Genomic DNA, 25100 nt, shown 5'->3' with positions numbered 1-25100 from the left:
AACATTGTTAATTACTTTGTTTGTCTACTATTTCATTTTTTACTAGGTTGTGTTATATTAGCGTTCTATCTTAAGAAAGTACTGCAAATTTAATGGCTGAAAAATCAAATTATACCGAAGATAATATACGCTCACTAGACTGGAAAGAGCATATCAGAATGCGTCCAGGAATGTATATTGGAAAACTTGGTGATGGCTCGTCTCCCGATGATGGTATTTATATCCTTCTTAAAGAAGTTTTGGATAACTCAATTGATGAGTATGTCATGGGGGCTGGGAAAACCATAGAAATTTCCATTCAAGGTACAAAAGTAACAGTACGTGATTATGGTCGTGGTATTCCTTTAGGTAAAGTAGTAGATGTCGTTTCCAAAATGAATACTGGCGGAAAGTACGATTCTAAAGCCTTTAAAAAGTCGGTAGGGTTAAATGGTGTAGGTACAAAAGCAGTGAATGCATTATCATCGTTTTTTAGAGTAGAATCCACGCGCGATAGTAAAAGCGCTTCTGCGGAATTTGAGCAAGGTAATTTAACCAATAAAGAGTTATTAGAAGAAACGTCACGACGAAAAGGAACCAAAGTATCTTTTGTTCCTGATGATAGTATTTTTAAAAACTATAAATACAGAAGTGAGTATGTCGTAAAAATGTTAAAAAACTATGTGTATTTAAACCCAGGTTTAACCATAGTCTTTAACGGTGAAAAATATTTTAGCGAAAATGGATTAAAGGATTTACTGGCTGAAAAGATAAGCGAAACAGATTTATTATATCCAATTATTCATTTAAGAGGTGATGATATTGAAGTTGCATTAACCCACAGTAAAACCCAGTATAGCGAAGAATATAATAGTTTTGTAAATGGGCAAAACACAACTCAAGGTGGCACGCACTTAAATGCGTTTAGAGAAGCGTTAGTAAAAACCATTCGAGAGTTTTATGGCAAAAATTATGACGCTTCCGATATTAGAAAATCTGTGGTCAGCGCTATTGCTATAAAAGTGATGGAACCCGTTTTTGAGAGTCAAACCAAAACCAAGTTAGGATCTACAGATATGGGTGGCGATTTACCAACAGTAAGAACCTACATTAATGACTTTCTTAAAACAAAACTCGATAATTATTTACATAAAAACCAAGAAACTGCAGAAAAAATTCAAAGGAAGATTTTACAAGCAGAACGCGAGCGTAAAGAATTATCAGGTATTAGAAAGTTAGCAAAAGATAGAGCAAAGAAAGCAAGTCTTCACAATAAGAAACTAAGGGATTGTCGGGTGCATTTTGGTGACACCAAAAACGAAAGAAATTTAGAAACAACATTGTTTATAACAGAGGGCGATTCGGCTTCTGGTAGTATAACAAAATCTCGTGATGTTAATACCCAAGCCGTATTCAGTTTAAAAGGAAAACCTTTAAATTGCTATGGGCTTACAAAGAAAATAGTATACGAAAACGAAGAGTTTAATTTACTTCAAGCCGCTTTAAATATAGAAGAATCCTTAGAAGATTTACGTTATAACAATGTCGTAATAGCAACAGATGCCGATGTAGATGGTATGCACATTCGTTTGTTGTTAATTACTTTTTTTCTACAGTTTTTTCCAGAAGTAATCAAAGAAGGTCATTTGTATATCTTGCAAACGCCATTATTTCGTGTAAGAAACAAAAAGGAAACTATTTATTGCTATTCTGAAAAAGAAAGACGACAAGCCATTGAAAAATTAAAACCAAAGCCAGAAATAACTCGATTTAAAGGACTTGGAGAAATTTCGCCAGATGAATTTAAATATTTTATAGGCGATGATATTCGCTTAGATCCAATCATGTTGGATGATAATATGTCTATTGAGGAATTATTATCGTTTTATATGGGAAAAAACACGCCAACGCGACAGGGGTTCATAATAGATAACCTTAAAGTGGAAGTAGATTTAATTGAAGAATAAAGAAAATCAGTCACTAATTCACAAAATTTTTGTAAATTAAAGAGATGCATTTTATGCATTATTAGTGAAAAAATTAAAAACTCAAACTAAACTCATATGTTGTATAATAAGAAAAAAGAACACAAAAAAAAGCGGTCTTATGATTATTTACATGTTCATGCAAGTAGCGAACAAGTGCATAGACTACAAAAAAAAGGAAGAACAATGCTTAGTGGAAAGCCTAAAAAATAACCACTTTTAATGATAGAAGAAGAAAACGACGATTTAAATAACAACCCAGACGAACCCCAAGAAACCATAACCCGAGTTACGGGTATGTATAAAGATTGGTTTTTAGATTATGCATCGTATGTTATATTAGAGCGTGCTGTACCAGCTATTGAAGATGGTTTTAAGCCTGTGCAACGTCGTATCATGCATTCCATGAAGGATTTGGATGATGGACGATATAACAAAGTAGCCAATATTGTGGGACATACTATGCAGTATCACCCACATGGTGATGCGAGTATTTCTGATGCTATGGTGCAAATAGGCCAAAAAGACCTGCTAATTGACACTCAAGGAAACTGGGGTAATATTTTAACAGGAGATCGTGCTGCGGCATCTCGTTATATTGAAGCACGTATTTCTAAATTTGGATTGGATGTTGTTTTCAATCCTAAAATTACAGAATGGCAAGCTAGTTATGATGGTCGTAGAAAAGAACCAGTAAACTTACCTGTTATGTTTCCGTTATTGTTGGCACAAGGCGGAGAAGGAATTGCTGTTGGACTATCAACCAAAATATTACCACATAATTTTATAGAACTTATTGATGCTTCCATTAAACACTTGCAAGGAAAGCGTTTTACTATCCTACCAGATTTCCCAACAGCAGGAATAGCCGATTTTTCTAATTATAATGATGGAAATAGAGGAGGAAAAGTTCGTGTGCGAGCTAAAATTTCACAACTTAATAAAAATACATTAATCATTACAGAGTTGCCTTTTGGAACAACCACATCATCATTAATAGATTCTATATTAAAGGCCAATGACAAAGGCAAGATTAAAGTCAAAAAAATAGAAGACAACACTGCAGCTGAGGTTGAAATTTTAGTGCATTTACCATCGGGATTATCACCAGATAAAACTATTGATGCGCTTTATGCATTTACCAGTTGCGAATCATCTATTTCGCCATTAGGCTGTGTTATTGAAGATAATAAGCCCTTGTTTATAGGTGTTACTGAAATGTTACGTCGCTCTACAGATAATACTGTTCAGTTATTAAAACAAGAATTAGAAATAAAGTTAAGAGAGTTTGAAGAGCAATGGCATTTTGCTTCCTTAGAACGCATTTTTATTGAAAACAGAATATACCGGGATATTGAAGAAGAAGAAACCTGGGAAGGTGTAATAAATGCTATTGATAAAGGGCTTAAACCACACGTAAAACATTTAAAACGTGCTATAACAACAGAAGATATTACACGTTTAACAGAAATACGGATTAAACGTATTTCGAAATTTGATATTGATAAGGCGCAGCAAAAAATCGATGCTTTAGAAGATCAAATAGCTGAGGTAAAACACCATTTGGAACATCTTATTGATTATGCAATTGCATACTTTACAAGACTTAAAAAAGATTATGGAGCAGGAAAAGAGCGCAAAACAGAAATAAGAACCTTTAATGATGTAGATGCTACAAAGGTTATTATTCGCAACACCAAGCTTTATGTAAATAGAGAAGAAGGTTTTATCGGTACATCGTTACGAAGAAATGAGTATGTTGCTGATTGTAGTGATATAGATGATATTATTGTTTTTACCAAAGAAGGCAAAATGATGATTACCAAAGTAGATTCTAAAACCTTTATTGGTAAAGATATTATTCATGTTGCGGTCTTTAAAAAGAAGGACAAACGTACCATATATAATGTGATTTATCGTGATGGTAGAAAAGGGCCATCATACATTAAACGGTTTGCAGTAACCAGTATTACCAGAGATAGAGCATATGATTTAACCAATGGAAACAAAGGTTCAGTTATGTTGTATTTCTCTGCAAATCCAAATGGAGAAGCAGAGGTTGTAACCATCAATTTAAGGCAAGCTGGAAGCATTAAAAAGTTAAAATGGGATATAGACTTTGCAGATATCTTAATTAAAGGCCGTGTGTCAAAAGGAAATTTGGTGACAAAATATCCAGTAAAACGTGTTGAACTTAAAGAAAAAGGGGTGTCTACCTTAAAGCCACGGAAAATTTGGTTTGATGATACCGTACAGCGTTTAAATGTAGATGGAAGAGGCGAGTTAGTTGGCGAATTTAGAGGAGAAGATAAATTGTTGATTATTAATCAATCTGGTAAAGTAAAAACAGTTACACCAGAAGTGACTATGCATTTTGATGACGATATGATTGCGATGGAAAAATGGATTCCTAAAAAGCCAATATCTGCTGTCTATTTTAATGGCGAAAAAGACATGTATTATGTTAAACGCTTTTTAATTGAACAAGAAGGTAAAGAGGAGTCTTTTATTTCAGAGAACCCAAAATCACAATTAGAAATTGTTTCAACAGATTGGAAACCTATGGCAGAAATTGTTTTTGCTAAAGAGCGTGGTAAAGACCGAAAAGATAATTTAGAAATAAACCTTGAAGAATTTATATCCATAAAAGGAATAAGTGCATTAGGCAATCAATTAACAAAAGATAAAGTCAATCAGGTTAATTTGTTAACACCATTGCCTTATGATGCTCCTAAAGAAGTGCATGCTGACGATTTAGAGGTTGTTGGTGAAACGGAAGTTATGGCTGGAAACCCTGAAGAAGCTGATATTGATCTTTCAAAATCTAAAAGTGACTCTAAGAACGATTTAGAAATTGATGATGAAGGGCAAATTACTTTGTTTTAAAAACACATAAACTATTGCGTTTTTTTTATTTCCAGAAAGTTAAATTAAAGTTTAGGTTCATTTTAACCTTATTATTATCTATTCTTTTAGTAAGTGGATGTGCTATAGTTTTATTTTTTGAAAATATTTTTTCATTTATTTTTTCAATTATTATTCCACTTTTAGTGGTTTTGAATTTTCTTTTTCTTTTGTACTGGTTACTAAAAAAAAGTAAATACTTTATTTATGCGCTACTGAGTTTAACTGTTTTTTTCTTTTCGTTTGACTCCTTTGTTCAGTGTAATTTTAAGAATGAGAATACTTCAAAAAAACCGTTGTCCATTTTAACGTATAATGTTAAAGGTAATAGTATAAAGAAAGATGAATATTTTGGTACTAGAAACCATAAAATTCTTCAGTTTGTAAAAAAACAAGATCCAGACATTGTAGTTTTTCAAGAGTTTTGGAATTATGGATTCGTAAAATATTATATGTATCCTTATCGTTTTGTAGGATATAGATCAGAAATATCTAAGTCATTACAGTTTATATTGTCAAAGTATCCAATAATAAAACAAGGTTATATTGATTTTCCCAACACACTTAATAATGCAATGTTTGTTGATATTGATTATGAAGGAGAAGTTTTTCGTTTATATAATATTCATCTTCAGTCTTTTAATATTAAAATAGCTTCAGAATTATCAGATTCAAAAAAAGCAAAATCTATTTTTTATAAAATTAGTAATGCACAAAATTTGCGTAGAAATCAAGTAAAACTGATACAAAGTCATGAGAAAGAATTTGAAGGTAAAACCATTTTTTGTGGCGATTTTAATAGCACGCCATTTTCATCGACATATCAAATTTTAAAAGGTTCTAGAAAAGATACCTATATTGAAGCCGGCTCTGGTTTGGGTACAACTTATTCTTTAATAAAGTACCCTTTAAGATTAGATTATATTTTAGCGGATAAAGATTTTGAAGTTATATCACATCAAAATTTTAATATAAACCTTTCTGATCATGAGCCTATACTTGCTCGTTTAGATATAAATTAATGATATTGTGTTTACGTTCGTTTTAGTTGCTTTTGTATTTTTTTAATAGCAGATTCAATGGATTTTTCAGGTTCAATGATATTGTATGCACCCCAAAACCTGGGGTCAGAAAAGCCAGAAGCTTTATCGCTTAAAATAGTTGTAGGACGAATTAATTGACTTCTTACTTTAGTGAGTTTAGTATCATAAACCTTCCAATCAGTTATTGCCATTTCACTATTAAGTGTATAAACGTTATTAAAGAGTTTTCCTTTCCAATTTACTTTAAAGGTTAACGAAATATTACTGTATGCATAGTGCCATTTTCCGTCTTTAATTCTATAATTTACTCTATAAGTGGCTTCAGTAGGATATACATCAACTTTTCTAGGCTTTTTACGAACGTACATTCGGCTTGAAAGCTCTTTATTAGATACATTTAGGCTATATACAGCATTTATAAGGGCTAGTGTTTCAGCATCAATGTATAGTTTCCCATAGTATAAAGGGGTTTCAATATTTTGGTTCTGTTTAAAATTCACCACATACACTAATTTTTTATTTATTTGGGTTGAAGGATTAAAATTGAAACTGTATAAAGGCATATCTTCTTCAGTAAAAATAAATTCAGGATACTTAATAACATCTGTATATAGATTACTAAAAGGGCCGCCTTGGAGTTTCAAGGCCAAGGTATCTAATTTTGAGTAATCGGTATTTTTACGAGCCTTAACAAGTTCAATATGGTCTTTTTTAAAATTGTTATAAGGTTGTTTGTGTATCTTAACAACGGCCTCAGATAGAGATGCATTTTTTCTTCTTTTTTTTATAGTCTCTCTGTAAAAAGCAGTCATTAAGGTATTGTTATTGTTGTAAATGGTGCTTTTCTTTTTTAAGGTTTCAATAACCAGAGCTTTAGCATCCATTGTGTTTGCTGTTATTTTGACTTCATTCAACTCTGTATATGCAGATGTTAAAGCTATTTTTACATGATTTTTTATTGAAGCTATTTTAACTTCCTTTTTTTCATAACCTAAATGGGAAAATGTTAAGATGCCATGTAAAAAACTTTTAGGTATTTTGATGAGAAACTCGCCATCGCTATTCGTTACTGTACTAATATTAGAATCCTTTATAACAATATCGGTAAAGATTAAAGGGGTATTTGTATTGGAGTCAACTACTTTTCCCTCAAGTTCTTTAAATAATTCATAAGTCTGAGCTATCGTAGAAATAGAGCAAAACAAAAAAAGTATACTTGTATAAATTAAAGTAAGATGATTTATTCTTTTCATGGCTTTATGTTTAATAACGTAAACAGGACCATTAAGATACAAAATATTCGATTAATTATCTAGAAATCAGATGGTTTTATATTGTTGTTTTTTAGGGATCTACTGATGAATTATTTAATTGTTACAGGTAATTTGTTTAATAGTTGTTTAGAAATTTGGGTACTATCATTGATATTATAGAAAAAACACTTCGTTTTTTAATGGACAAAAGGTGGACATTATCAGATTTATTTTTTTTATAGACGATATATTAATACATTGGTTTGACCTTAACTAATAAAATGATAATCAACCAATCCATTATTTTGATAGGCATGTTATGCCTATTTCTGTTTGGAAATCACAAAAACAGAAAAATAAAACCTACACAAACCAACAACCCTTCATATTTTATATTAGATAATTTCACAATTTATTTAGTACAAGTAAATTGCAATCAAGCTAATATTGATAGGTTATAAAGCATTTTTAAAACAAAAAATATTTCATATTAATATGAAGAGAAAATTACTTATAAATCTTATTTTTTTAATCAGTATCTCAAACTATGGCCAACAGCTATACATGGAGTATGGTTCAACAATTTCATCTTTTGATTATGAAAATTCACGAGGCCAACCTTTAGATAATTTGTTGTCTAAATCTAAATCTTACTTCGGTATGGGATATAGACATGTCATTAATAGTCAAAAAACTTTATTTCTGACTGGAGGTATATCATATAATAATTATGGAGCTATAGGTAGTGAAAGTAGTGTAGATAATTATTTCGAATGGGATGTGAGTTACTTAGGCATTAAAGCAGGCTTGGATTTCCGTTTGTTTCAATTAAGAGACCTTTCTTTTTTTGCAAAAGGATCTATTGCTTCTGAGTTTATGGTAAGAGGTAATCAAACCATAAACAATGATGTATTTAATTTGGTAGGCGAAGAAGAATTTAACAACAATATTATATTCCTAAGAGCTGGTGTTGGTTTACAATATCCAATTTCAAGCAGTACAGCAATTTACGCAGGGTATTCATATGGTAAATCTGTCTTGATTAGTAGTGGGGAAAATTCAGAAAAGTTAACATTAGGTACGCATCAATTTGGAATAGGGTTTATAATAAATTTACCAAATTGTTATTGCGACTTTTAAAGAGTAACAAACAGGAACTTTAATAAAGGAATTTAAAGGTGGACAAATTATGGACACCCTATTTTATGGCTAATTATTGTTATAAATTAGTTTTTAGATAAAAGTCAAGTTGAAAAAAATAAAACTATAGAAGATAAAATAAATGAAAATTAATTTACACATCATATTTTTATTCTGTTTTGTTCTATCCGTTCAAGCGCAAGATACTACCATCAAGTTAAGGAGTTCAGAATCTTATTCTATAATGCGATCTAATTTAGGTATAGGAGGCTCTTCTAATACTGTTACAACCAAAAACGGAGCATATTCTGTAAGTCACAGTATTGGACAATCTAGTGTAATAGGCACTCATTATAATAATGGGTATTATTTAAGACAAGGCTATCAGCAACCATTAAATAAAATAAAAGTAGTTGAAGAATTTAGTAATAATGATTTATTAGCTAAGATTCATCCAAATCCTTTTGAACAATTTGTGTCTATTTCGTTTAATGAAGCCATGGAAAATGATATTTCCGTTTTAGTTTTTGATGTAAGCGGAAAGTTGGTGTATTCTCGAAAATTTCAACCATCTCAAAAAATCAAATTAAATCTTGAAAGTATTCCCAACGGAAACTATATTTTGAAAGCATTATCTAATAGCAAATCATTTAATGCCAAATTGATAAAAATGTAGAATAACTTAAAACCAAGATTAATAATAATTAGTATTTATCAAATTTAACCCAGCATGAAACATTTACTAACCCTAGGACTGTTACTTCTTTTAACCATAAAATCATTTGCCCAAACCGATGGTATTACCTATCAAGCAGTAATTATTGGACCAGATGTATTGGAATTACCTGGTGTAGATTCAGAAGGAAATATTCTTCCGGTAACAACAGTGGCCATAAGGTTTACGATTTTTGATTCAGGCAACCAAGTTGAGTTTCAGGAAGTCCAGATAACCGATACCGATGAGTTTGGTAGGATTAACCTAATAATCGGAGCCGTAGAGCATGATGCATTTGAAAAAATTAGTTGGGACGGTACGGCCAAGGATTTAAAGGTTGACATAGATTTTGAAGGCGGTTCTAGTTTTGTGGACATGAGCAGGGAAGTGCTAACGTTCGTGCCTTACGCATATCACAGGAACATAACGGCAACGGGAACCTTGGATGTAGATGGCAATACTTTGCTAAATGGCGAATTGCTAGTGGAAAGCCCCACAACGCTAAACAGCACGTTGGAGGTTGCAGGAGGGAATGAAACAAATTTAACGGGGCCTTTGACAGTTGACGGTGAAACGAACCTTAACCAAGCATTGAATGTCAATGGGCAAAGTGCAACAAGCCTGTCCGGAGCGTTGAGTGTAGGAGAGGACATTGTAGCTGTAGAAGGTGGTACCTGGGACGATAAGGCACCGACCAAGTTAAACGGGACCCTAGACGTGGTAGGGCTTACCAATACAAATGGACTGTCCAATAAAGGCAGCTTCCGTTCAGATGTCCTGGAAGGTCTCGTCCTGAACATAACAAGCACAACAGACGAAGACAGGTTTTTGGATAACGGGACAGGTATAGGGCAGACATCAATTTTAAAGGGCAATACCACAATAGGCTCCGATATATCGGGAACATATCCCGATAAGATAACCGTTAATGGGAATGTTGGGATTTCGACCCAAGATGATTTGAACATTACCACCAGCCAACAAGTAAAGATAATCTCAACGGTCCATACCGATGCTATTAGTTATGGAACAAGCACAGATCCAGAAGGGTTGGCAATAACTACAACAGAAGATAACCCAGGGTTAGTACGGGAGAATTATCCATTGTCAATAGAAGGGAGTACCCAAGGTATAGCCATAAAAGTTATAGGAGAGAGAAGGAACGGTAATAATTTTATTGGTTTTTGGGATAATGACGGAATGTGGGGACGCATAGAAGGGGAAATAGCGGTAGAGAATAACAACGATACGGATTATACCTTTGATATTAGAGCTATGGCCTATGATGTTTATGATGCAGAACTAGATTTAGGCTTTGCTATAGCCAGTGAAGTTTTGGCTCTTGCACAATTAGCAGCATCAATTGCCGATTTTAGAGGCTGTGTAGGTTTTGGAGCCTGTCTTGCTGCTCCTGGACCAGCAGATATTGCATTTTCACTAGCTCAAGTTGTTTTTGAAGGTTTTCAAATAGGTTTTTCGGCAGATGCCCTTATTAGAGCCAATGATAATGAGGACATCTATGCTAAAAATAAAACTAGTATACAAGGTGTAACCTATGCTTCAGGCTCAGGTGATTATGCTGAATATTTATTAAGAGCAGATGTAAACGAAAACATCACTTATGGCGATGTGGTCGGGGTTAAAGGGGGCAAGGTGTCCAAGACAACAGCAGGCGCAGAGCGCATGATGGTTGTATCTTTTAAGCCCATAGTATTGGGTAATATGCCACAGCCAAATCGAGAAAACGAATATGAAAAGGTCGCTTTTATGGGGCAGGTTCCTGTAAAGGTCTTTGGGAAGGTCAATATTGGCGATTATATAGTGCCAAGCGGTAATAACGATGGTTTAGGAATAGGAATAAGCCCATCCCAAATAACCTCAGAACATATTGAAAATATAGTTGGTATTGCTTGGGAAAAAAGTGATGTTGTTCTTGGTTTTAGAATGATAAATGTAGCAGTGGGATTAAATAAAAATGATAGTAACCCTATTGTTAAAAAATTGGAAGAACGCATGGAGGAGCAGAATATTGAGATTAATAATATAAAGCAACAAATAGCAGAGTCGCTTGTTAGAATTTCAAATTTAGAACAAGGTATAACGGAACCAATAACCAAATTAAATTCAGAAAAGAGTTCTGAACAAAATAAAGAAGCAGAAAAGCATGATGAAAGAAAATATGAGATTATAGAAACAGATAAAGGTGAAATTGTTTATTGGCAAATAACCAGAGAAGATTTTGATAAAGCATTGGAAATGGTTGAAACTAAAATATTATCTAGTAAAGCCGGTTTTGGTAAAAATAAATTATGGCAAAAAATTAAAACAGATTCTAATTATAGAAACAAAACCTTTGAGGATCTAAAATCTAAACTTGACAAACAAGTACATTATCATAAATAATGATATTTAAAATTTAACCTAATTATATCATTTTTCAAATAGCAGATTAGATTAGTTATGAAACATATATTAACCGTAGGCTTGTTCCTATTTATAGCAATAAAGACATTTGCCCAAACCGATGGTATAAGTTATCAGGCAGTAATTATTGGCCCTGATGTATTGGAATTGCCAGGAGTGGATTCAGAGGGAAACATTTTGCCAGTTACCACGGTGGCCATAAGGTTTACGATTTTTGATTCAGGCAACCAAGTTGAGTTTCAGGAAGTCCAGATAACCGATACCGATGAGTTTGGTAGGATTAACCTAATAATCGGAGCCGTAGAGCATGATGCATTTGAAAAAATTAGTTGGGACGGTACGGCCAAGGATTTAAAGGTTGATATAGATTTTGAAGGCGGTTCTAGTTTTGTGGACATGAGCAGGGAAGTGCTAACGTTCGTGCCTTACGCATATCACAGGAACATAACGGCAACGGGAACCTTGGATGTAGATGGCAATACTTTGCTAAATGGCGAATTGCTAGTGGAAAGCCCCACAACGCTAAACAGCACGTTGGAGGTTGCAGGAGGGAATGAAACAAATTTAACGGGGCCTTTGACAGTTGACGGTGAAACGAACCTTAACCAAGCATTGAATGTCAATGGGCAAAGTGCAACAAGCCTGTCCGGAGCGTTGAGTGTAGGAGAGGACATTGTAGCTGTAGAAGGTGGTACCTGGGACGATAAGGCACCGACCAAGTTAAATGGGACCCTAGACGTGGTAGGGCTTACCAATACAAATGGACTGTCCAATAAAGGCAGCTTCCGTTCAGATGTCCTGGAAGGGCTCGTCCTGAACATAACAAGCACAACAGACGAAGACAGGTTTTTGGATAACGGGACAGGTATAGGGCAGACATCAATTTTAAAGGGCAATACCACAATAGGCTCCGATATATCGGGAACATATCCCGATAAGATAACCGTTAATGGGAATGTTGGGATTTCGACCCAAGATGATTTGAACATTACCACCAGCCAACAAGTAAAGATAATCTCAACGGTCCATACCGATGCTATTAGTTATGGAACAAGCACAGATCCAGAAGGGTTGGCAATAACTACAACAGAAGATAACCCAGGGTTAGTACGGGAAAATTACCCATTGTCAATAGAAGGGAGTACCCAAGGTATAGCCATAAAAGTTATAGGAGAGAGAAGGAACGGTAATAATTTTATTGGTTTTTGGGATAATGACGGAATGTGGGGACGCATAGAAGGGGAAATAGCGGTAGAGAATAACAACGATACGGATTATACCTTTGATATTAGAGCTATGGCCTATGATGTTTATGATGCAGAACTTCGTTTAGGCTTTGCAATTGCCAGTGAAGTCTTATCTGTTGTGCAACTCGCCACAACATATGCTGATTATAGACCTTGCGTTGGTTTTGGAGCATGTAGTTTAGCCCCTGGACCAGCAGATATTGGCTTTGCAATTTATCAGGTAGTTTCTGATGGTCTTCAAATAGCTTTTGCAGCAGATGCGCTTATTAGGACCAATGATAATGAAGATATCTATGCCGCCAATAAGGCTAATACGCAAGGTGTAACCTATGCTTCAGGCTCAGGTGATTATGCTGAATATTTATTAAGAGCAGATGTGAACGAAAACATCACTTATGGCGATGTGGTCGGGGTTAAAGGGGGCAAGGTATCCAAGACAACAGCAGGCGCAGAGCGTATGATGGTTGTATCTTTTAAGCCCATAGTATTGGGTAATATGCCACAGCCAAATCGAGAAAACGAATATGAAAAGGTCGCTTTTATGGGGCAGGTTCCTGTAAAGGTCTTTGGGAAGGTCAATATTGGCGATTATATAGTGCCAAGCGGTAATAACGATGGTTTAGGAATAGGAATAAGCCCATCCCAAATAACCTCAAAGCATATTGAAAATATAGTTGGTATTGCTTGGGAACAAAGTGATATTGTACTCGGTGTTAATATGATAAATGTAGCGGTGGGATTAAATGAAAATGATAACACACCTCTTGTAAAAAAACTAAAAAATCAAGTAGAGCAACGCGATTTAGAGATTAATAATTTAAAAAAGCAGGTAAACGAAATTTATAAAATACTTTCTAAAATTGAAGATAGTAAAAACACTATATCAACAGATGTCGCTTTTGGTCATCCAGATGATGAAAAGTATGATGACAGGAGATTTGAGGTTATAGAAACTGCTAAAGGGGAAGTGATTTATTGGGAGATGACTAAAGAAGATTTTGAAGAAGGATTACAAATGGCTGAGCGTCTAATGCTTACTAATGGTGTAGATTTAGAGAGTAACGTATTATGGAAAAAGATTAAGAGTGAACCGGATTTTAAAAGCAAAACTTTTGAAGCACTAAAAATTAAGCTTGAAAATGAAATCCATTATCATCACAATTAAAAGAATTTAAAAATAAATGACTCACCTAATTAAAATTGCTGTGTTTTAAAAAATTAAAAATGAATAAACAACATCTAATTTCTTTAATAACAATTCTCTTTGCATTGTCTTTTGTAAATGCCCAAAAAACAGCTATTCCTGATGCTAACTTTGAAAATTATCTAGAAACGCATTCTGCAAATGGAGCTTTAGTCCCTTTAGGTGATGAGACAAGTATGGGTGATGGGATTGAAAATAACAAACTCGTTTTAACGGATAGAATTAAAGATGTTGTTACACTAAGTGTTAGTAATTTAAATATAGCTAATCTTAAGGGTATTGAAGGTTTTGAAAGTTTAAGTTCATTAATATGCAACAATAATAAATTAACGACACTTAATGTTTCTTCAAACCTCAATTTAAAATCGTTGTTATGCAGTTTAAATTTATTGTCAGATTTAGATATAAGATCTAATGATGTACTAGAAATTCTTGATTGTTCAGGAAACCAATTAACAGATTTAATTTTACAAGAAAATGATATAGCAACAAATCCTTTATTAGAAAGGCTTACATGTTCTAATAATCAATTAAAAGACTTGGACGTTAGTAAAAATCAGGATTTAAGGGCTGTTACAGTTACTGAAAACCAGCTTAGCGGATTATTTGATGTAAGTAATAACACAAAACTAGAATCTTTATTTTGTGCATCAAATCAAATATCTGCTTTAGATTTGAATTCAAACACGGCATTAAAAAATATTGATGTATCTAATAATTTGCTAACAGTTTTAGACCTTAGCTCTATAAATACTTTGTTGTGTCCAGATCCACAATCAGATCCACCAGTGGCTTGCCAAGGAGATGCATCAATCAACGTATCTCGGAATAAATTGGAAGATTTAAATATAGCTAATGGATTTAATTCATTAATTACAGCCTTTAATTCCGAGGATAATCCAAGCTTAGTCTGTATTCAAATAGATGCTGGTTTTGAACCAGTAACAATAGGAGATTCAGCTTGGATAAAGGACGATTGGGCATATTATGGCCAGGGTGCTTGCTCAGATATATATACTTATGTTCCAGATGATGAATTTGAGAAAGCTTTAATAGGTCTTACTTATGATTCTGGTGCATTAGATAATTTTGTACTAACAGCAACTATAAAGGCTATAACAGATTTAGATGTTAGTGGAAAAATGATTTCAGACTTAACTGGTATTGAGGATTTTTCAGCTTTAATTAACTTAAATTGTAGTAATAATGATTTAAAATCCATTGATTTAACCAGTAATATGGAACTAATAAGTGTAGACTGTTCAAGTAATATTTTACCTTCATTGGATTTGAGTGACAATGTTAAGCTAAAATCTCTAATTTGTTCCTCACAAACACCTTATGTAGATGACGATGAGGCATCCAATAATTATACGTTTAATCGTTTAAAAGTAAGTGCTAATACAGCGTTAATTACACTTAATTGTTCTAATAACGACTTAGCGGAATTAGATATTAGTAACAACCTGTTTTTGGAAACGTTAGATTGCTCATTTAATAAAATAGAAGCTTTAAATATGAGTAATAATAATGTGTTAGGAAGCTTTTTATGTCATAATAATTCCTTACTAACATTGAATTTAAACAATGGAAATAATGTGGGGTTAAATCCATTTGATGCAGATAGTAACCCTAGCCTAACTTGTATTGAAGTTGATAATTTACCAGTTCCGGTAAATGGATGGAATAAAGATGCAAACTCTAATTATAGTTTAGATTGTGGAACCTATGTACCCGACGATAATTTTGAAGCATATCTTGAAACCCACGATGTCAATGGCAATATGGTTGATATTACAGATGGGACAAACATGGGCGATGGTGTTATGAACAATTTTGTGCCCACAAATAAAATAGTCACAGTTATAGGGCTTGATATTTCAATGAAAAACATTAAAGAACTTACTGGAATTCAGGACTTTAGAGATTTAACAAATTTGAATTGTAGTACCAATGCTTTAACGCGTTTAGATTTGTCTAATAATATAAATTTAACAACTATTGATTGTTCTTCAAATCAAATTGAGGCTTTAGATTTTAGTTCAAATACCGCTTTAATATCACTATTATGTGATGACAATAATTTATTTACGTTAAGTATTCAGAATGGAAGTAATACTAACTTAATGGTATTTGATGCTTTTAAAAATAATAATTTGTATTGTATTCAAGTAGATGATGATGCAAGTATCGGAGCTGACTGGGAAAAAGACGAGATAGCAGATTACAGTCAAGATTGCGAACTCGGACGATTTACAACCATACTAGATGATAATTTTGAGCAAGCATTAATTGATTTAGGCTTAGATTTTGGAGGTCTTGACGATAGGGTTTTAACATCAAATATCGAACACTTATTAATTCTTGATATAAGTGATAAAAATATAGCTGACCTTTCTGGAATACAAGGGTTTTCATCACTTAAAGAATTGGATTGTAGTGGTAATAATTTGAATGAGCTTGATGTTAGCAGTATGATTAACTTAGAGTTTCTTAATTGTAATTCAAATAATTTATCAACCGATTTAAATGGATTATTCAATATAACAGGAACAGATAATTTAATTAAATTGCTTTGCGCAAGTAATAGTATAAGTAATCTAGACATAACACCCAATAAGAAATTAGAGACATTAGATTGTGCAGATAATAACCTGAATGGTTTAGACATTTCATTAAATGATAAATTAAAAATACTTAATTGCTCTAATAATAATTTAACAGGACTAAATATTAGTAATAATATTATTCTAAAAGAATTGAATTGTAATAGTAATCAAATATCTAATTTAACAAGCTACAATACAAATAATACCACGTTGAAAATAATGAGTTGTAACAATAACGCGTTATCAGATTTAGAAGTCGATACATGTTTGGGATTAACAACTTTAAATTGTCGTTCCAACTCATTAGAAGGATTAGATTTGGGCTTTAATACAGCTTTAGAAATTTTAGATATTAGTAATAATGCAATTAGAGATATAGATTTAGTTAATAATGACAAATTAATTTTACTATTAGGCTCTCAAAATCAATTAACTAAATTAGACTTAAATACAAATATTCTTTTAGAGCAGTTAAACTTTGATAACAATCAAATTACCGAATTACTAGTTGATTCCACCCTGTTAATAAAATACCTATCATGTAATAATAACCAATTAGAAGATTTAGATTTAATTGGGAATAATAATTTAATTGAGATTAGTCTAAGTTCAAACAAATTGACTACTATAACATTACCTAATGATATTAGTTTGTTAAAAACGTTCAATTGTAATAATAACCAATTGATAGGAGATATAGATTTAAGCACCATGGGGACAGCAGTTTGTCCAGAAGAAAACCCAAAAAATCCACAAGATTTTTGTCCAGATACAATTTCAATTAATTTATCGAGTAATCAATTGGATTTTGTAAATATCCAAAATGGAATAAATACCGAAATATCTAATTTTAATACTAGCAACAACCCTAAATTAAGTTGTATTCAGGTAGATGATGTTAGTAGTATAGGAGTAAGTTGGTTAAAAGATGTTGTTGCAGAATATAGTTTAGATTGTCGTTTCGGAGAAACGTATGTTCCAGATAATAATTTTGAACAGGCTTTAATTGGTTTAATGCTAGATTCTGGACCAATAGATAATTATGTTGAAACAGCAGTAATAGAGGTCTTAACTGATTTGGATATTAGTGGAAAAGCTATTTCAGATTTAACAGGAATTGAAGATTTTGCAGCATTACAGAACTTAAATTGCTCAAATAATACATTAAATTCAGTTGATATAAGTAATAATATTAATTTAATAGAATTTAATGTCTCAAATAATACCTTTTCAGAATTAGATTTCAGTAATAATTCTGCATTAACAACGATTGATTGCTCCAGTAATAATTTAAGCAATTTAGATTTAGTTGCTAATAAGAATCTTACTAATCTTAATATTGCAAATAATATGTTTTCGGAATTTACGCCTAGCCTAATTCCATCACTAGAAGTTTTTATTTGTGACTCTAATCAGTTATTAGAGTTAGATATTCAATCTAATATGGCATTAACTAGTTTGAGTTGTCAGTCTAATCTGTTAGAGAAATTAAATCTTAAAAATGGTCAAAACTCAAATTTAACGAACTTCAATTCGCAAAATAATACAAGCTTAACCTGCATAGAAACTGATACAGGATCTGTTCCAGTTGGTGTTACATGGTTAAAAGATGTTACTGCTGAATATGTAATAGACTGTTATTATGGTCAAACCTATGTTCCAGATGATAATTTTGAACAAGCCTTAATAACATTAGGTTATGATAATTTAATAGATGATTATGTAGTTACTGCAAATATTGAGAATATTTCATTTTTAGATATAAGCAATAAAGAAATTTTAGATTTAACAGGAATTGAGGCTTTTATTAGTTTAAAAAATTTGAATTTTGAAAGTAATATGTTAAGTAACATAGATTTAAGTGGTAACGTGCTTTTAGAAAATATAAATGCGTCAAATAATATACTCGATACTATAGATTTATCTTTTGCTAAAAATTTAGCAGTAATAAACATATCTAATAATAATCTATCTCTATTAGATTTAGATTCAAATTTAAACATTACAGATTTGAATGTTTCGATTAATAATCTAACAGCTATAAATGTAGATCCATTGACTAATTTAGAAAAATTAGATTGCTCTCTAAATCAATTAGATAATTTAAGTGTTACTTTAAATTCTAATTTAAAAGAATTGGATTGTCAATTTAACCTTTTTATTCAAGATAAATTAAATATACAGAACGGAGTAAATCAAAACCTAGAGAAGTTTAATGCTAAAAACAATCCAGATTTGATTTGTATTTTGGTTGATGACCCTTTTAAGGTAATATCAAACGAAGATGGAAATTATAGTAATTGGTTAAAGGATACCTCTGCAAACTATCAAACTATTTGCGATGATGCCGATAACGATGGCGTTCCTAATGCCGATGATACATGCCCTGGAACACCATTCGGTCAGACCGTTAATTTATTTGGATGTCCATTTTTAAGCTTGCCAAATAACAACTTTACAATTTTAATAACAGGAGAAACATGTTTGAATAATAACAATGGTAAAATCAACATTACAACAGTAGCATATTTTAATTATACAGCAACATTAACAGGAGATGATTTTAATAAATCTTACAATTTCACAAACGATATTGATATCCTGAACCTATTAGCAGGAACCTACCAAATGTGCATAACTGTTGAAGAGTGGCCAGACTATAAAAGTTGTTATAATATTGTTATAAGTCAGCCAGAACCCCTTATGGTATCAACAGGTAAAAGTGATGATGGTAAAAAAGTATCCATTGAAATGTTTGGAAGTACAAGCTATAATATAGACTTTAATGGCTTAGCATTTACAACAAGCGATTCAAACATTACACTAAATTTACAACAAGGAATTAATACTATAAAGGTTGGTACAGATGCAGACTGTCAAGGTATTCATCAAGAAAAGATATTGCTGTCCGATAAAATGTTTGTTTACCCGAATCCATTTCAAGATAAAATCAATATGTATATAGGTGTTAATGATACTGAAAAAGTTATAGTAAACATGTATTCGTATTTGGGACAATTAGTATATTCTAAAATCGTATCCGACCAAAAAACAAATGCGCTAAGTATAGATACCAGTAAATTAGCATTAGGTATGTATACAATTTCAGTTCAAACAAATGCATCCTTATCAACATTCAAAATCGTAAAAAAATGAAACAGGCTTTCTATATTATTTGTTTAGTTCTTTTGGTTTTAGGTTGTAGTACATCTACAGATAGTAATGTAACAGAAGGATCAAAACCTCCCGATGAAGAAAATGAAGTAACCGATTTAGAAGTAAAATTATATTTTCCTCAAGAAAATATGTTGTGTAATGAAGGTACAAACTTAACACCAACAGAAAGCACGGTGTTTTTTGAATGGCGAGCTAATGGTGCAGATAATTACAAAATAGTCATTGAAAATTTATCATCAGGAACCATTATAGAGCGCGAAACTACAGAAGACATCATACCAATAGTTATACAACGCGCCACAGCATATTCGTGGTATGTTGAAGCAAAATCTGAAGGAGAAACAGAGCAAAGCGAAACTTGGCAATTTTATAATGCGGGCCCAGGCGTACAATCCTATGCACCATTTCCAGCGACAATTGTTGCGCCTAACATGGCGCAATCTATTGCAGCGACAACTACTGTTGCCTTACAATGGACAGGTAGTGATGTTGATGACGATATTGTTGGCTACGATGTTTATTTTGGTACAAATGCAACACCTAAACTTTTTGCAAGCGACATAAGTACCACTGAATCTAATGTTTCAGTAACATCAGGAACTATTTATTATTGGAAAGTTATAACCAAAGATAGTTTAGGTAATACTTCAGATTCAGGCATATTTCAGTTTAGGGTATTGTAACACGATTTATTTTAACGGCACTCTTAACGTAATTTTTAGATTCCTAAAAATAGAATAGCTGTATATTTACATGATTTTTTAAATGAAGTATGCAGAAAAACACAATCCCTTTTCATAAAACAGGTTACTTTTCACCATTAATTTGTGATTATTTAGATAAAAAATCAGAATTAACCGCGTTTTACAATCGTTTTCCAGAATTAGAAAATTTTAAAGCTCAAATTGAGGAGAAGCATAATACGTTTAGTAAAGAATCAAGAGCATTATTATCTACCGTTCTTTTAAATCAAAATCAAGGCTTAGATATATCAGAATCAACAAAAAAGCATATAATTGATTTAAGGAATGCCAATACATTTACAATAACAACCGGGCATCAGCTTAATTTATTCACAGGCCCTTTATATTTCTTATATAAAATCATTTCGGCAATAAACCTTTCAAAAGCATTAAAAGGAGCATACCCAGATTATAATTTTGTTCCTGTTTATTGGATGGCAACCGAGGATCATGATTTTGAAGAGATAAACTATTTCAACTATAAAGGTAAAAAAATACAATGGAATAGAGATTCCAAAGGCGCGGTGGGAGAGTTAAATACGGATGGTTTAGAAGCCGTTTTTAAGGTTTTTTCAGAAGAACTTGGGCCAAGTAAACATGCTGAGGTTTTAAAGATGCTTTTTAAGAAAGCTTATTTAGAGCATAATAATTTAGCCGATGCCACACGATTTTTAGCAAATGAATTATTTAAAAATTATGGATTGGTTATAATTGATGCTAATGATGCAGATTTAAAAAAGCAATTCATTCCGTTTATAGAGCAAGACCTATTAAATCAAACGTCATTTTCAGAAGTCACTAAAACAAATGATAAGCTTTCTAAAAACTACGGAATACAAGTAAACCCAAGGGAAATAAACCTTTTCTATTTAAAAGAAAATTTAAGAGAGCGCATTGTTTTTGAAGATGATGCTTACAAAGTCTTAAACACCAAAATAACTTGGAGTAAGTCTGATATTCTTAAAGAAGTGTCAGAACACCCCGAACGGTTTTCTCCTAATGTTATTATGCGCCCGTTGTATCAAGAAGTTATTTTACCTAACCTGTGTTATATTGGTGGTGGTGGAGAGTTGGCTTATTGGTTTCAATTAAAATCGTATTTTCAAAAAGTTGAAGTACCTTTTCCAATATTGTTATTACGTAATTCGGTTTTAATCCAAACAAGCAGTCTACATAAAAAACTTAAAAACCTTAATATTACTACAGAAGACATTTTTTTAAAGCGAGATGTATTCATCAATAAAAAAGTTAGGCAAATATCTAATATTGATATTGATTTTTCCAAACAAAAGAATCATCTAAAGCAACAATTTAATGATTTATATAAACTAGCAGAACAAACGGATAAATCATTTATTGGTGCAGTAAAAGCACAAGAAATAAAACAATTAAAAGGGTTAATGAGTTTAGAAAAAAGACTCCTAAAAGCACAAAAAAGAAAATTATCTGATCAGGTGTTGAGGATGACGGATATTCAAAATGAATTGTTCCCAAGTCAAAGTTTACAAGAACGAAATACAAATTTTTCGGAACTCTATTTAGAATATGGAGAACAGCTTATTCCAAAACTTATAGAAAGCTTAGAACCTTTAAAAGGTGAGTTTACTATTTTAACTTTATAAAAGAATAAATTAATGTTAGTTATTAATATTTACGGACATTTATAAAATAGTTTAAAATTGAAATAAATGCATAAAATAGATATTGATTTAGTAGAAATGACCATGGATGTCATGAAATACGTAATTGATAGATTGTCATCTACTCAAAATAAAATTGGAAAACCAAAAAAAGAAGCAGAACTCAAAGCTTTAGTAGGCGAAACCATTACAAATAAAGGTATAGGAGGAGAACAAGCATTTAAACTTTGGAAAAAACACTTGACCGAATCCAATGTGCCCATAGACCACCCCAGGCATTTGGCATTTGTGCCAGCATCGCCAACTAGGGCAGCAGTAATGTTCGATTTGGTAACATCGGCTTCTAGTATTCATGGTGCCTATTGGATGGAAGGCGCTGGTGGTATTTTTTGCGAAAATGAGGCTATGAAATGGATTGTATCTTTAACAGGATTACCAAAAGGCGCTTTTGGAGTATTTACGAGTGGTGGTACAGCGGCAAATCTTTCAGCAATTGTAACAGCTAGAGAATATTGGAGAAGCTTAAATGACCAAAATAAAGTAGAAAAAGGTCTTGTAATTACGTCCATTGGTGCGCATTCATCTATAAAAGCAATGGCAAAAGTAGCCGATGTTGATATACTTTTAGTGGATACAGAAGATGTTATGCATGCTAATGCATTACAAGAAACAATTGATGGCTTAACAGCTCACCAAAGGCAACGCCTATTTGCTATAGTTGGAACAGGTGGAACAACCAATGCTGGCATTATTGATGATTTAGAGGGTATTGCTTCTATTTGTGAAAAAGAAAACCTGTGGTTTCATGTCGATGCAGCTTATGGCGGAGGTGCTTTAGCAGCAGATTCCGTAAGGCATTTATTTAAAGGTATTGAAAAAGCTGATAGTATTACTATAGATCCACATAAATGGATGTTTTCGCCTTATGATTGCGGAGCCGTAATTTATAAAGACCCAGAATTGGCAAAAAACGCCCATTCGCAACAAGGTTCTTATTTAGATATTTTTAAGGATGAAGGCGCACATGGCTTTAATCCAACCGATTATCAAATACAATTAACCCGTCGTGTTAGAGGATTGCCATTATGGTTTTCATTAGCCACTCACGGAACAGATAGGTATAAAGAAGCTGTTGAAAGAGGTATTGAATTAGCACAAATAGCAGGAAGATTAATTGAAGAACACCCAAAAGTTGAATTGGTAAGAGCACCTAGTTTATCTTGTGTATTATATAGAAGAGTAGGTTGGGAACCAGAAGATTACACTCATTGGACTTATGAAAATCATAAAAAAGGTTTTGCCTTGGTAACACCAACAAAATGGAAAAACGGCGATGTTTTTGAAACCGTTTCGCGTTTCTGCTTTATAAACCCAGATACAACCCAAGGGGATATAGAAGCTATTTTAGATTCTATGGTTTAAAAATTAATAAAAAAAGTAGTATTCCAAATTCGTCAATATAAAATCAATTCCTATTTTTGCGCATGCAACATGACAAGGTATTAATTTTAGACTTCGGATCGCAATACACTCAACTTATTGCTCGTAGAGTTAGAGAACTCAACATTTATTCCGAAATACATCCATTTAACAAAATTCCATCAAATATAGAAGAATACAAAGCTGTAATTCTTTCTGGTAGCCCATTTTCGGTAAGAGGCGAAGAGGCTTTACATCCAGATTTATCTCATATACGAGGAAAAAAACCAATGCTTGCCGTTTGTTATGGCGCACAGTATTTGGCACATTTTTCTGGAGGCGAAGTAGCACCATCTAATACACGTGAGTATGGTCGGGCTAATTTATCCTTTATAAAAAATAACGAACCATTTTTATCGCATATCCACACAGGAAGCCAAGTTTGGATGAGCCATAGTGATACGATTAAAGAATTACCAACAAATGGGGTTTTAATTGCAAGTACGCACGATGTTACCAATGCAGCATATAGAATTGATGGGGAAGAAACCTATGCCATTCAATTTCATCCAGAAGTATACCATTCAACAGATGGAAAACAATTATTAGAAAACTTTTTAGTTGATATAGCTGGATTGCATCAAGATTGGACTCCAGATTCTTTTGTTGAAGAAACTGTAGAAGCCATTCAAAACAAAGTAGGAAACGATAAAGTGGTCCTTGGACTTTCTGGAGGCGTAGATTCCACAGTAGCAGCAGTGCTATTGAATAAAGCCATTGGCAAAAACCTGTATTGTATTTTTGTAAATAATGGCTTGCTTCGTAAGAATGAATTTGAAAGTGTATTAAATCAGTACGAGGGCATGGGGCTTAATGTAAAGGGCGTTGATGCTTCCAAACGTTTTTTAGATGCACTAGCAGGAATTAAAGACCCTGAGAAAAAACGAAAAGCCATAGGAAATGCATTTATCGAGGTTTTTGATGATGAAGCACACAAGTTAGAAGATGTAAAGTGGTTAGCGCAAGGAACAATTTATCCTGATGTTATTGAAAGTGTTTCGGCTACAGGTGGCCCTTCAGCAACTATAAAAAGTCATCATAATGTAGGTGGGTTACCTGATTTTATGAAACTAAAAATTGTTGAACCACTTCGTGCTATTTTTAAAGATGAAGTAAGACGTGTAGGAGCTACTTTAGGAATTGATCCAGAATTATTAGGGCGTCACCCGTTCCCTGGTCCAGGATTAGGTATTCGTATTTTGGGTGATATTACTGCCGAAAAAGTACGTATCCTTCAAGAAGTCGATGCTATTTTTATTAACGGTTTAAAAGAGTGGGGACTTTATGATAAGGTTTGGCAAGCAGGAGCTATGTTATTACCAGTTAATAGTGTAGGAGTAATGGGCGACGAACGTACTTACGAAAAATGTGTGGCACTTAGAGCCGTAGAAAGTACCGATGGTATGACTGCAGATTGGGTAAACCTACCCTATGAGTTCTTACAAAAAACATCAAACGATATAATAAACAAGGTAAAAGGCGTTAATAGAGTAGTGTACGATATAAGTTCAAAACCGCCAGCAACCATTGAGTGGGAGTGATTTAGAGTAATGGCAAA

Annotated in this window: 13 protein-coding genes; 12 read left to right on the top strand and 1 reads right to left on the bottom strand. The window is 32.8% G+C overall.

Translation table 11 applies throughout. From position 1 onward, the window contains the following. Positions 1–92 precede the first annotated feature (92 nt). From ABD941_RS02425 to ABD941_RS02415, 3 genes are all read left to right on the top strand, one after another. The gene (locus tag ABD941_RS02425; protein WP_345272407.1) at positions 93–1946 is read left to right on the top strand and encodes a DNA topoisomerase IV subunit B; all 1854 of its coding nucleotides are present in this window, start codon (positions 93–95) and stop codon (positions 1944–1946) included. Between the two features lie 240 nt (positions 1947–2186). Next, positions 2187–4850, top strand: coding sequence for a DNA gyrase/topoisomerase IV subunit A (locus ABD941_RS02420; RefSeq protein WP_345272406.1), 2664 nt, complete (start codon positions 2187–2189; stop codon positions 4848–4850). 314 nt (positions 4851–5164) lie between these two features. Beyond that, positions 5165–5890: an endonuclease/exonuclease/phosphatase family protein gene (locus tag ABD941_RS02415; protein ID WP_345272404.1), complete on the top strand. Its 726-nt coding sequence runs from the start codon at positions 5165–5167 to the stop codon at positions 5888–5890. Between the two features lie 11 nt (positions 5891–5901). On the opposite strand, the gene ABD941_RS02410 is transcribed toward ABD941_RS02415, so the two are convergent. Continuing rightward, positions 5902–7164, bottom strand: coding sequence for a carboxypeptidase-like regulatory domain-containing protein (locus ABD941_RS02410; RefSeq protein ID WP_345272403.1), 1263 nt, complete (start codon positions 7162–7164; stop codon positions 5902–5904). Between the two features lie 495 nt (positions 7165–7659). Here ABD941_RS02410 and ABD941_RS02405 point away from each other — a divergent pair, with 495 nt between their 5' ends. From ABD941_RS02405 to guaA, 9 genes are all read left to right on the top strand, one after another. Then, entirely contained in the window at positions 7660–8304 is a 645-nt protein-coding gene (locus ABD941_RS02405) for a hypothetical protein (RefSeq protein WP_345272402.1), read from the top strand. A 142-nt stretch (positions 8305–8446) separates the two neighbouring features. Beyond that, positions 8447–8980 (top strand): T9SS type A sorting domain-containing protein, encoded by a 534-nt coding sequence (locus ABD941_RS02400; RefSeq protein ID WP_345272400.1) that lies wholly within the window; start codon positions 8447–8449, stop codon positions 8978–8980. A gap of 54 nt (positions 8981–9034) precedes the next feature. Next, the gene (locus tag ABD941_RS02395) at positions 9035–11422 is read left to right on the top strand and encodes a hypothetical protein (protein WP_345272399.1); all 2388 of its coding nucleotides are present in this window, start codon (positions 9035–9037) and stop codon (positions 11420–11422) included. 57 nt (positions 11423–11479) lie between these two features. Beyond that, on the top strand, positions 11480–13855 hold the full coding sequence (locus ABD941_RS02390; protein ID WP_345272398.1) for a hypothetical protein: 2376 nt from the start codon (positions 11480–11482) through the stop codon (positions 13853–13855). 59 nt (positions 13856–13914) lie between these two features. Next, positions 13915–19659 (top strand): T9SS type A sorting domain-containing protein, encoded by a 5745-nt coding sequence (locus ABD941_RS02385; protein ID WP_345272397.1) that lies wholly within the window; start codon positions 13915–13917, stop codon positions 19657–19659. Next, positions 19656–20363: a hypothetical protein gene (locus tag ABD941_RS02380; RefSeq protein ID WP_345272395.1), complete on the top strand. Its 708-nt coding sequence runs from the start codon at positions 19656–19658 to the stop codon at positions 20361–20363. Before ABD941_RS02385 ends, ABD941_RS02380 begins: the two co-directional genes overlap by 4 nt. Positions 20364–20452: 89 nt before the next feature. After that, positions 20453–22045 carry a bacillithiol biosynthesis cysteine-adding enzyme BshC gene (bshC, locus tag ABD941_RS02375; RefSeq protein WP_345272394.1) on the top strand — a complete coding sequence of 531 codons (1593 nt, stop codon included), beginning with the start codon at positions 20453–20455 and terminating at the stop codon, positions 22043–22045. A 66-nt stretch (positions 22046–22111) separates the two neighbouring features. Then, complete coding sequence (locus ABD941_RS02370; protein WP_345272392.1) at positions 22112–23485, top strand: pyridoxal phosphate-dependent decarboxylase family protein; 1374 nt, start codon at positions 22112–22114, stop codon at positions 23483–23485. Between the two features lie 62 nt (positions 23486–23547). After that, the gene (guaA, locus tag ABD941_RS02365; RefSeq protein WP_345272391.1) at positions 23548–25083 is read left to right on the top strand and encodes a glutamine-hydrolyzing GMP synthase; all 1536 of its coding nucleotides are present in this window, start codon (positions 23548–23550) and stop codon (positions 25081–25083) included. Positions 25084–25100 lie beyond the last annotated feature (17 nt).

Origin of the sequence: Flaviramulus aquimarinus (assembly GCF_039543205.1) — a bacterium.
Lineage (GTDB): Bacteria > Bacteroidota > Bacteroidia > Flavobacteriales > Flavobacteriaceae > Flaviramulus_B > Flaviramulus_B aquimarinus.
This window is presented reverse-complemented; position numbering and strand designations above follow the sequence as displayed.